At 64.1% G+C, this 10,265-nt stretch carries 11 protein-coding genes; 9 read left to right on the plus strand and 2 right to left on the minus strand.

The genetic code is table 11. The features are described 5' to 3' along the window. Nucleotides 1-17: 17 nt before the first annotated feature. Entirely contained in the window at nucleotides 18-851 is an 834-nt protein-coding gene (locus CO669_RS30705) for a hypothetical protein (protein ID WP_097665678.1), read from the minus strand. 94 nt (nucleotides 852-945) lie between these two features. Further along, nucleotides 946-1,443, minus strand: coding sequence for a hypothetical protein (locus CO669_RS30710; RefSeq protein WP_097665679.1), 498 nt, complete (start codon nucleotides 1,441-1,443; stop codon nucleotides 946-948). A gap of 459 nt (nucleotides 1,444-1,902) precedes the next feature. On the opposite strand from CO669_RS30710, the gene CO669_RS35505 reads away from it, so the two are divergent. The 9 genes from CO669_RS35505 (at nucleotide 1,903) to CO669_RS30760 (ending at nucleotide 10,083) form a co-directional block, all read left to right on the plus strand. Next, nucleotides 1,903-2,136, plus strand: a complete 234-nt coding sequence (locus tag CO669_RS35505) for a hypothetical protein (protein ID WP_143278768.1) — start codon at nucleotides 1,903-1,905, stop codon at nucleotides 2,134-2,136. Between the two features lie 184 nt (nucleotides 2,137-2,320). After that, nucleotides 2,321-3,205: a squalene synthase HpnC gene (gene hpnC / locus CO669_RS30725; protein WP_097665680.1), complete on the plus strand. Its 885-nt coding sequence runs from the start codon at nucleotides 2,321-2,323 to the stop codon at nucleotides 3,203-3,205. Continuing rightward, nucleotides 3,195-4,034, plus strand: a complete 840-nt coding sequence (gene hpnD / locus CO669_RS30730; RefSeq protein WP_097665681.1) for a presqualene diphosphate synthase HpnD — start codon at nucleotides 3,195-3,197, stop codon at nucleotides 4,032-4,034. Before hpnC ends, hpnD begins: the two co-directional genes overlap by 11 nt. After that, complete coding sequence (gene hpnE, locus CO669_RS30735) at nucleotides 4,034-5,290, plus strand: hydroxysqualene dehydroxylase HpnE (protein WP_097665682.1); 1,257 nt, start codon at nucleotides 4,034-4,036, stop codon at nucleotides 5,288-5,290. Before hpnD ends, hpnE begins: the two co-directional genes overlap by 1 nt. A 64-nt stretch (nucleotides 5,291-5,354) precedes the next feature. Further along, the gene (shc, locus tag CO669_RS30740) at nucleotides 5,355-7,322 is read left to right on the plus strand and encodes a squalene--hopene cyclase (RefSeq protein WP_097665683.1); all 1,968 of its coding nucleotides are present in this window, start codon (nucleotides 5,355-5,357) and stop codon (nucleotides 7,320-7,322) included. After that, nucleotides 7,319-8,068: a phosphorylase gene (locus CO669_RS30745; protein WP_198964344.1), complete on the plus strand. Its 750-nt coding sequence runs from the start codon at nucleotides 7,319-7,321 to the stop codon at nucleotides 8,066-8,068. The genes shc and CO669_RS30745 overlap by 4 nt, the downstream gene beginning before the upstream one ends. 330 nt (nucleotides 8,069-8,398) lie before the next feature. Beyond that, entirely contained in the window at nucleotides 8,399-9,205 is an 807-nt protein-coding gene (locus CO669_RS30750) for a hypothetical protein (protein WP_143278769.1), read from the plus strand. Further along, on the plus strand, nucleotides 9,192-9,743 hold the full coding sequence (locus tag CO669_RS30755) for a type II toxin-antitoxin system VapC family toxin (protein ID WP_097665685.1): 552 nt from the start codon (nucleotides 9,192-9,194) through the stop codon (nucleotides 9,741-9,743). The genes CO669_RS30750 and CO669_RS30755 overlap by 14 nt, the downstream gene beginning before the upstream one ends. Nucleotides 9,744-9,825: 82 nt before the next feature. After that, entirely contained in the window at nucleotides 9,826-10,083 is a 258-nt protein-coding gene (locus CO669_RS30760) for a hypothetical protein (protein ID WP_143278770.1), read from the plus strand. Nucleotides 10,084-10,265 lie beyond the last annotated feature (182 nt).

Below are 10,265 nucleotides of genomic sequence, written 5' to 3' on the forward strand. Positions count from 1 at the left end.
CGAAGGCCGCCCTGCGCTCACGCCTCGATGCGCACGATCCCGTATGGATTGAACTTGAAATCGCTTTCGGCGTAGTCCTGCTCGCGCGACAGCGTGAGCTTGCGGTCGCGCAGCGTGGTCTCGACGCCGTGCTCCGCCATGGCGTCGGCGATCTCGTCCATCAGCATCACCGCGGACCGGTCGGCGCCGCGCGATTTTGCGACATAGACGTCCGGCAGGCCGACGAGGTGATAGCCGACGCTCTCAAAGTAGCGATCGCCGGCGAGCGGGCGCTTGCTGAAGGCAAGGCGACAGGCCTTGGTCACGGCGGGCGTCATGCCGAGGCCTTGCTCCGTCTTCGCGCCGTTGCGCGCCTGCTCGGCAAGGCTGCGCCAGCGCGCGACGCCGTGCGCGACACCGGCGCTTTCGCCCTTTGCGGCAACCGCGCCCGCATCGAACATCTCGTCCACGATCTGCAGCGCGGCGGCCGAACCGGCGGCTGTCTTCTGCTGATCCATCGGCGGGCTCAGCACGTAGAGCACCGCCTTGTGGTTGGCGACCGCCGTCTCGTCCGCCGCGGACCATGCCCTCGGGAAGACGCGGTCCCAGCACACGCCGAACGACCGCGCCATGTTCGGATCGGGTCTTGCCCGCGAATAAGAGCGGTCGATCTCGAAGCCGAAATCGGCGATCGTCTTGGCCACGGCCTTCGGCGGTTGCAGCAGGCTGTCGTCCTTGCCGAGGAAACAGAGCACGTGACGCGGCTTCACGGACGAAGGCTGCATGGTCGCTCCCTGCGGATCGTCGGCGAAAGCGCGCGTGGCGATGAGGAGTCCGGCGGCCTTGAGCAGATGTCTGCGAATTGGGTCCATCTCGGCAGGTCCGTCCAGGATCGGCTCGTGTCAGCAAAAAGCCCCCGGCTCGCGAGAACCGGGGGCCCTATGTCGCTCAGGCGAGACGAGAGTCTCAGCTCTTCGTCATGGTGATGTTGACGCCGCGAATTTCGCCCTTGGAGGAGATCTGCACCGTCTGCTTGCTGCCGTTGGTGCGCAGCGAGAGGTTGGCGGCAAAGCCGTTGGCCTCCACGAACACGTCGATCTGGCCGCCGCCGGCGGTGCCCTGCAGATTGCCGAAGATGTTGCGGCTGGACTCGCTCCAATTGCCGGAGATGCGCTCGCCCTGGCTCGTCACGTCGCTGGTGAGGTCGAACTTGTAGCTGTCGGAGGCGCAGTGCAGGGCCTGCTTCAGATTGAGGCCGCTGCCGGCGACCTTGTAGTCGGCCTTGCAGCGAATCCGTTCGGTGGAGCCGTCGGACAGCGACACCGTGCCGGTGCCGGTCCACGCGCCGTCGAAACCGGCGAACGGGCCGGAGGACTGGGCGTGGCTCGCCGAAATCGAGAAGAGCAGCGCAGCCCCAATGCCGGCCGCCTTGATTGCCAGTCCAGATCGCCCAAAGAATGCCATCTCAAATATCCCGTTTTGGAACGACGCCCGCCTACGCGATAACGTCTCGCCACATCGAAAGTTTAGTGCTCCGAGCCAGTGTCAGGTTCAAAGCCCGGCTCCCAGAGATGGCGGTTCACGATGCCGCGTGCCAGCCCCGAATCCGCTGATTTGCACTGTTTCGGCATGTTTCCGGCGGGAAACGAGGTGCAGACAGATGCAGCGCTGCAACAGGTCTGCACGAAAACGCGTTGCGTCTGAATTATGACGTAGTATCAACCGCTTACATCTGTCAATGAGAGTTGAGGGAAGACCTGATTTGGTGGACGCGGCGCCAATTTGGCCGCATTTGCCAGTGCTTGTGCCTTCTCTGAGGCCGCTACAGAAGCGGCGACTTTGCCATCAGAACAATCCGTTCCGGTCGTCCGTCCCGTGCGGTCCGGGGCCGGTGCGATTCTGCCGCCAGAATGAAGGAATACAATGCGTAAGCTTTTCGTCGCTCTCACCCTGCTGTCGGCATCTGTTTCGACGGCGGCGTTCGCCCAGCAAGGGCGTGGCACGGATGCCGAGCAGAAGGCCTGCACGCGCGATGTGCAGAAGTTCTGCCGTCCGGTCATCGACCAGGGCGATTTCACCATCCTGGCCTGCCTCAAGGAGAACCGGGCCAAGATCTCGCAGGCCTGCGACCAGGTCCTGAAGACCCACAATCAGTAAGCCATTGGCCCACAAAGGCGGCCTTCGGGGCCGCCTTTTCGGGCCGTCCTGCGGAAGGGCAGCCATCGCCAGACAGGATTGGTTTTGCGGCCGTATTCCCCTATATGGGGGCCGCGGCGGATCGCCGGCATGAGCCCGCGAGCGAAGAAGCCCTTTCTGTCCAACGATTGTAAACCAGCCCTCGATGACCTCTGCGAGCGAATTGCGATCCGGCAAGGGTGACCGCGACGAGAATTTTCCCGTCGCGTCCTGGATCATTCATCCGCGTCATCGGGCCCTGATCCTGGCCTATTACAATTTCGTCCGCACCGCCGACGACATCGCCGACCACGCGACGCTCCCGCCCGACCAGAAGCTGGCATATCTCGACCTGCTCGAGGCGGAACTGCTCGGCCAGGGCGACACCCAGCTCGAGGCCGTCAATTTGCGCCGCGCGCTCGCCGAGCGCGGCATGGCGCCGCGTCATGCGCTCGACGTGCTGGTCGCGTTCCGCATGGACGTGACCAAGCTGCGCTACGAGAACTGGGACGAGGTCATCCATTATTGCCGCTACTCGGCGATGCCGGTCGGCCGCTTCATGCTCGACGTCCATGGCGAGAGCACCTCGACCTGGGCGGCGTCGGATGCGCTCTGCGCCGGCCTGCAGATCAACAACCACCTCCAGGATTGCGGCAAGGATTTCCGCGAGCTCAACCGCGTCTATCTGCCGCGCGATGCGCTGGCCGCACACGGCGCCTCGGTCGAGCAGCTCGGGCTGTCGCAGTCGCCGCCGGCGATGCTGGCCTGCCTGCAGGCGCTCGCCGCGCGCAACGAAGCGCTGCTCGACGAGGGCAGGCGGCTGGCCGCGGAGATCCGGGATTTCCGTCTCGGCATCGACGTCGCGGTGATCCAGGCCTATGCCGACCGCATCGTGCGCCTCCTGAAGGTGCGCGATCCCCTGCGCGAGCGGGTGCATCTGAACAAGTTCGAGCTGCTCGTCTTCAGCCTTGCGGGCATGCTCAGTGAAGCCGGCCACCGCGCGATCGGACGCAAGGCCCTTTCCAGACCGGGGACTGCCCATGACGCTTGAGGCGACAGCGCCCGGCGCCAATTATGGCTCGACCGCATCCGGCAGCTCGTTCTACGCCGCGATGCGCATCCTGCCGCACGACCAACGCGAAGCGATGTTCCAGATCTACAGCTTCTGCCGCCAGGTCGACGACATCGCCGATTCCAATGGTCCGCGCGATGAGCGGCTTGCCGCGCTTCAGGAGTGGCGCAACGACATCGACGCGCTCTATCAGGGCCATCCGCCGCCGCGGCTGAAGGACTACGTCGCCTCGGTGAAGACCTTCGGCCTCAAGCGCGAGGATTTCCTGGCGATCGTCGACGGCATGGAGATGGACGTGCCGCAGGACATCCGCGCGCCCGACATGGCGACGCTGGATCTCTACTGCGACCGCGTCGCCAGCGCCGTCGGACGGCTGTCGGTGCGGGTGTTCGGCCTGCCGGAAGAGGACGGCATCCAGCTCGCCTATCATCTCGGCCGTGCGCTTCAGCTCACCAACATCCTGCGCGACATCGACGAGGATGCCGGCCTCGGCCGGCTCTATCTGCCGCGCGAGGCGCTGCTGCATGCCGGCATCACCTCCGACGATCCGAACCGCGTGATTGCCGAGCGCGCGCTGCCGAAGGTCTGCCTGCCGCTGACGCAGCGGGCGAAGGCGCATTTCGAGAAGTCGGACGAGATCATGAACCGCAACAAGCGCCGCGTCGTGCGCGCGCCGCGGATCATGTCGAAATACTATCATTCCATTCTGGATCTCCTGATCGCGCGCGGTTTCAACGCGCCGCGCCAGCCGGTGCGTGTGTCGAAGATCACACGCATCCTGATCCTGCTCCGTTACGCTTTCATCTGATGCAAAAGACAGCTCACATCATCGGTGCCGGAATTTCCGGCCTCTCCGCAGCCGTTCGGCTCGCCAATGCCGGCTTCAAGGTCGCCGTGCACGAGGCGACGCACCAGGCCGGCGGCCGCTGCCGGTCCTATTTCGACGGCGCCACCAATCTCACCATCGACAACGGCAACCATCTGCTGCTGTCGGGCAACAGCCATGCGCGCGCCTATGCGCGCGCGATCGGCACCGAAGCCGGTCTCGTCGGCCCCGAGAGCGCGCAGTTTCCCTTCGTCGACATCAAGACCGGGCAGCGCTGGCAGATCGATCTCGGCACCGGCCGGCTGCCGACCTGGGTGCTGGACGAGGGCCGTCGCGTGCCCGACACGGGCCTCACCGATTACCTGAAGCTGGCGCCGCTGATCTGGGCGTCGGAGGAGACGCTGGTCGGCAAGTCGATTCCGACCGAAGGCCTGCTCTATCAGCGCCTGGTGCAGCCGCTGCTGCTCGCCGCCCTCAACGTCGATCCGCCCGAGGGCTCGGCGGGACTCGCCGGCGCGATCGTGCGCGAGACGCTGCTCGCGGGCGGACAGGCCTGCCGCCCCCTGATCGCGCGCGACGGCCTCAGCGCCGTGCTGATCGAGCCCGCCGTGAAGTTTTTGCAGGATCGCGGCCACACGGTTCAGCTCGGCCACGAGCTGCGCTCGTTCGCAACCGGTGACGGCAAGGCGACTTCTCTGAATTTCGGCGGCGAGGATTTGATCCAGCTCGGCGCCGGCGATGTCGTCGTGATGGCGGTGCCGCCGCGCGCGGCGACGAGCCTGCTGCCGGGCCTGAAGGCGCCGACCGAATTCCGCGCCATCGTCAACGCGCATTTCCGCTTTGAGCCGCCGCCCGGCTCGGCGCCGATCCTCGGCGTGATCGGCGGCGTGGTGGAATGGCTGTTCGCGTTCCCGAACCGGCTGTCCGTCACCATCAGCAATGGCGACCGTCTCGTCGACATGCCGCGCGAGGAACTCGCGCAGGCGATCTGGAACGACGTCTGCAAGGCCGGCGGTGTCTCCGGCGAGCTGCCGCCGTGGCAGATCGTGCGCGAGCGCCGCGCCACATTTGCGGCGACGCCGGCCCAGAATGCCCTGCGTCCGGGGCCGGTCACCGCGCTGAAAAACCTGTTTCTCGCGGGGGATTGGACTGCTACGGGATTGCCAGCAACCATCGAGGGATCGGTCCGGTCGGGTGACCGCGCCGCCGATCTGGTTCTGGCCGCCAAAGCATCCTGAAAGGCGGCCCTGACGGGCAAGTGTCCCGGTCAATTTCAATCGACTATCGGAGCAATCGAGCGACATGGATTCCGTGAACGCGACCAGCCGCGAAGCCCTTCAGCCGGGCATCTTGGAATCGAGCATTGCATCGGCGACCCAGGGCGTCCTCGGCTTCCAGCAACCCGACGGCCATTGGGTGTTCGAGCTCGAGGCCGACTGCACGATTCCGGCCGAATACGTCCTCCTGCGCCACTATCTCGCCGAGCCGGTCGACACCGTGCTCGAAGCCAAGATCGCCAATTATCTGCGCCGCATCCAGGGCGCCCATGGCGGCTGGCCGCTGGTGCATGACGGCGAGTTCGACATGAGCGCCAGCGTGAAGGCCTATTTCGCGCTGAAGATGATCGGCGATTCCGTCGACGCCCCGCACATGGTGCGCGCGCGCGAGGCGATCCACGCCCGCGGCGGCGCCATTCACAGCAACGTCTTCACGCGCTTCATGCTCGCCATGTTCGGCGTCGTGACCTGGCGCGCGGTGCCGGTGCTGCCGATCGAGATCGTGCTGCTGCCGTTCTGGTCGCCGTTCCACATCAACAAGATCTCCTACTGGGCGCGCACCACCATGGTGCCGCTGATGGTCATCGCCGCGCTCAAGCCGCGCGCCAAGAACCCGAAGGGCGTCGGCATCGACGAGCTGTTCCTGCAGGATCCGCGCGGAATCGGCATGACGGCGAAGGCGCCGCACCAGAGCATGGCCTGGTTCGTGCTGTTCCGCGCGCTCGATGCGATCCTGCGCGTGGTCGAGCCGATGTTTCCGAAGAGCCTGCGCAAGCGCGCCATCGACGCCGCGCTCGCCTTCACCGAGGAGCGGCTCAACGGCGAGGACGGCATGGGCGCGATCTATCCGCCCATGGCCAACATCGTCATGATGTACGACGCGCTCGGCAAGGACGAGAATTTCCCGCCGCGTGCGATCACGCGCCGGGGCATCGACAAGCTGCTCGTGATCGGCGAGGACGAGGCCTATTGCCAGCCCTGCGTCTCGCCGGTGTGGGACACGACGCTGACCGCGCATGCGCTGCTGGAGGCCGGCGGCGACAAGGCGGTGCCGGCGGCCAAGCAGGGCCTCGACTGGCTGATCCCGAAGCAGGAGCTCGAGGTGAAGGGCGACTGGGCGGTGAAGCGGCCCGACGTCCGCCCCGGCGGCTGGGCCTTCCAGTACAACAACGCCCATTACCCCGACCTCGACGACACCGCGGTGGTGGTGATGTCGATGGACCGCATGCGGCGGGAGCACGGCGCCACCGGCTACGATGCCGCGATCGCCCGCGGCCGGGAGTGGATCGAGGGCATGCAGAGCGACGATGGCGGCTGGGCCGCCTTCGACGTCAACAATCTCGAATACTACCTCAACAACATCCCGTTCTCGGACCACGGCGCGCTGCTCGACCCGCCGACAGAGGACGTCACCGCGCGCTGCATCTCGATGCTGGCCCAGCTCGGCGAGACCGCGGCGACCAGCAAGCACGTCGCCGACGGCATCGCCTACTTGCGCAAGACCCAGCACCCCGAGGGGTCCTGGTACGGCCGCTGGGGCATGAACTTCATCTATGGAACCTGGTCGGTGCTCTGCGCCCTCAACATGGCCGGCGTCCGCCACGACGACCCCATGATTCGCAAAGCCGCGGCCTGGCTGGCCTCGATCCAGAACGAGGACGGCGGCTGGGGCGAGGACGCCGTCAGCTACCGGCTCGACTACAAGGGCTGGGAGGCCGCCCCCTCGACCGCCTCGCAAACGGCATGGGCCTTGCTTGCTCTCATGGCAGCTGGCGAGGTTGATCACCCGGCCGTCGCCCGCGGGGTGGAGTACCTGATTGCAACACAAAACAAAAAAGGACTGTGGGACGAGCAGCGGTACACCGCCACAGGCTTCCCCCGCGTGTTCTATCTGCGGTATCATGGTTACCCAAAGTTCTTTCCGCTGTGGGCACTGGCGCGGTATCGGAACTTGCGGAGCACCAACAGCAGGGTGGTAGGGGTCGGAATGTGACTTTGGGGACGGGGGATTATCTTACCGCGGGCAATGCCATTGATCCGCGGCCGATCTTGATCGTGACTGGATTGGTGCAGGAGGCCCGCATCGCGGCCGGCCCCGGCATGGCCGTCATCTGCTCATCCAGCAGCCCGACCCAGTTGAGGGCGCTTTTGACCGTGGTGGATCCCAACACGATTCGCGGCGTGATCTCGTTCGGCGTGGCCGGCGGGCTCGACCCGAGCCTGCGCTCCGGCGACGTCGTGCTGGCGACCGAGGTGCTCGACGGCGACACCCGCTGGGCCGCCGGGCTCTCGCTCGGCGACGACCTGATCGACCGCCTGACCTCGGGCCGCCGCCGCGTGGTGCGCGGCAGCCTCGCCGGTGCCGAGGAAGTGGTCACCAAGCGCGCCTGCAAGGCCGCGCTGCACTCCGAGACCGGCGCCTCCGCCGTCGACATGGAAAGCCACATCGCGGCCGCCTATGCCGCTGAAACCGGCTTGCCGTTTGCCGCGGTCCGCGTCATCAGCGACCCCGCCCACCGCGCGCTGCCGGCGCTCGCCCGCGCCGCCATCAAGCCGAACGGCCAGATCGACCTCGCCGCCGTGCTGCGCGGCATCGTGCGCAATCCGGCGACCCTGCATGCCCTGGTCTCGACCGGCATCGACTTCAACCGCGCCCTGCGCTCCTTGCGCGGCTGCCGCGACTATCTGATCGGCACCGAGCTGATCGAGAGCGAAGTGCTGGTGTCGAAGGCGGCGTGAGCGGGGGTGTCGAACTAACGAGACAAAAGGCCCGGTCGCCAATAGCGATCGGGCCCTTAGTGTCCAGCTCGTCACACTTATGATGCGACGCGCCCTTGCGAAGCCCACCGTTTCCCTCATCGCCACGCTTCGTAATCGCGGTCGTCGTTGATGTGAACATAGTCGACGTGCCGGACGAAACCACCTTTCGGCAAAATACCCCCTGCCGCACTCGGCATTGATTATGTGCGGCGCAGCGCCTTGGCGGTTCGGGGGCTAGCAAAAGGCTTATGTACCGGGACTCATTCGTCGGGTAGTGTTCGTTGAACCTAGCGTACGGTGGTGCGGTTGATGGCCGAAGATGACCGGATCACGTTGATTATTGAGGGCTTGCCTGGGGACAACGGGCAAGTGCGCCTTGGCGCGTTCATGAACCAGCTTCAGAAACTTAATGCGACCATCACGAAGCTGGACCGCGAGGCTAGTGATGGAAAGCAGGCCACTGTCTATAGGATCGCGGAGCTTTCCTATAATAGTCCTGTGCGGGTTGTCCTAGAGCCTCAGGCTCTTCCTAAGTTTCCCTACGTTGGCCATGCCATTGTTGAGAGCTTGGGCCGTGTCACGCATGCGCTTGAAAATGGCGATGACCTTTCAGGACTGGACGCCGATCTGCTTGAGGACATTCGAGGCCTCGCGAAGCCAGTTGGCAAGTCTGTCGCGAACGTCACTCTGCTTTTTAACGATCACAGATTTGATCTTACTCCCGAGATCGCCGCCAAGGTCGATGCCGCTCTAGCAGTCGATGAGGAATGCATTGGCTCGATTGCAGGCATGTTGGAGCAGATAAATCTGCATGACGGCGCAAACGTTTTCTATGTCTACCCAGAGATTGGCCCGCGCAAAGTTACCTGCCATTTTCCGTCCGCGCTGTACGATGACGCGGTGTCTGCGGTAGGACGAAAGGTCGAGGTGTCTGGCACGCTCCACTATCGTAACGGTGCCACGTTCCCGCATCAGGTACAGGTAGTTCAGGTTGAGGCATTTCCGCCTGAGTCTGAGTTGCCGGACTGGGATGACGTTCGTGGTATGGCGCCCGATGCCACTGGTGATTTGAGTAGCGAAGCCTTCATCCGGGAGCTTCGTGATGGCTGGTACTGAACCGGTCTACTATTGGGATTCTTGTCTATTTCTAGCTTGGATCAAGGATGAAGAGAGGCCGACAGGAGATATGGACGGCGTCCGCGAGGTCATAGAACGCGCGAAGCGTCGCGAGGCGAAGATTATCACCTCCGTTCTTACAACTACAGAAGTGCTTGAGAGTCGGCTTCCGGCGGGCATGAAGAATCTCATCGAAGGCCTTATGAGGCGAGTCATCCGCGTCGGCATGGACATTAAAATTGCGAAGATGGCGCACGATCTTCGCGACTACTACATGCAACGTTCAGCGGAATTTGGCGGCAGGACGCTTGGGGTTCCTGATGCCATCCATTTGGCCACCGGGATACTCAACCGAGTGACTGAGTTTCACACCTTTGATGGCGGCGGCACCGGGAAATCTCTCGGGCTGCTTCCGCTGTCCGGTAACGTTGGCGGTCATAGGCTAATTGTATGCAAACCACAGGCAAAAAGCCCGCAGCTAGATTTGCGAAAGCCGAGACGCGACAAGACGACTCCGAGCGATCCAAGCGGTTCCTAGAGGTCGCCCAAGAACGTGGCGCGGCTGACATACGGGCCGCCGATAAGACGCTCAAGGCCGTTGTAGAGCCGCGTAAGCCGAAGTGAGTGGCTGGAAAGAAGAACTCCGAAAACAGGGCGGCTGCGGGCTGCTCATCATGGCTTGGGGCGTCTTTGCGTTTGGCTACATGATCTATTGGTTCGCGACAGGCGGCAATCCGGAGGTGAAAGCCTTCCGGGATCAGTGCCATAGGCGGGAGTTGCAGGGCTATACGCCGGGCTACGCGCCTGACTACGCCATCGAGGCTGCGGTCGCGAAGTGCGAGCGTGAATTACGGATCAACCGAGGCCTAAAGCCTTAACTTGGTAGAGCAAAGTAGAATTAGTCTAGCTCTCGGCGGCTGGCGCAACGCGAGGCGTCGGGCAAAACACCAAAACACCCGTCAATCCCCTCCCGCAAAAATATTCCACTTTACCGAATTTCGGATTTGTGGCATATACCCGGACATCCCGGCCCTTTCCAAAGGGGCGCTTCGCGATCGTC

The organism is Bradyrhizobium sp. Y36, assembly GCF_002531575.1.
Taxonomy (GTDB): domain Bacteria; phylum Pseudomonadota; class Alphaproteobacteria; order Rhizobiales; family Xanthobacteraceae; genus Bradyrhizobium.

Excerpts from the sequence above, each read along its gene's own strand:
- CO669_RS30705 (WP_097665678.1), bottom strand. The coding sequence starts at position 851 with ATGGACCCAATTCGCAGACATCTGCTCAAGGCCGCCGGACTCCTCATC.
- CO669_RS30710 (WP_097665679.1), bottom strand. The coding sequence starts at position 1,443 with ATGGCATTCTTTGGGCGATCTGGACTGGCAATCAAGGCGGCCGGCATT.
- CO669_RS35505 (WP_143278768.1), top strand. The coding sequence starts at position 1,903 with ATGCGTAAGCTTTTCGTCGCTCTCACCCTGCTGTCGGCATCTGTTTCG.
- hpnC (WP_097665680.1), top strand. The coding sequence starts at position 2,321 with ATGACCTCTGCGAGCGAATTGCGATCCGGCAAGGGTGACCGCGACGAG.
- hpnD (WP_097665681.1), top strand. The coding sequence starts at position 3,195 with ATGACGCTTGAGGCGACAGCGCCCGGCGCCAATTATGGCTCGACCGCA.
- hpnE (WP_097665682.1), top strand. The coding sequence starts at position 4,034 with ATGCAAAAGACAGCTCACATCATCGGTGCCGGAATTTCCGGCCTCTCC.
- shc (WP_097665683.1), top strand. The coding sequence starts at position 5,355 with ATGGATTCCGTGAACGCGACCAGCCGCGAAGCCCTTCAGCCGGGCATC.
- CO669_RS30750 (WP_143278769.1), top strand. The coding sequence starts at position 8,399 with ATGGCCGAAGATGACCGGATCACGTTGATTATTGAGGGCTTGCCTGGG.
- CO669_RS30755 (WP_097665685.1), top strand. The coding sequence starts at position 9,192 with ATGGCTGGTACTGAACCGGTCTACTATTGGGATTCTTGTCTATTTCTA.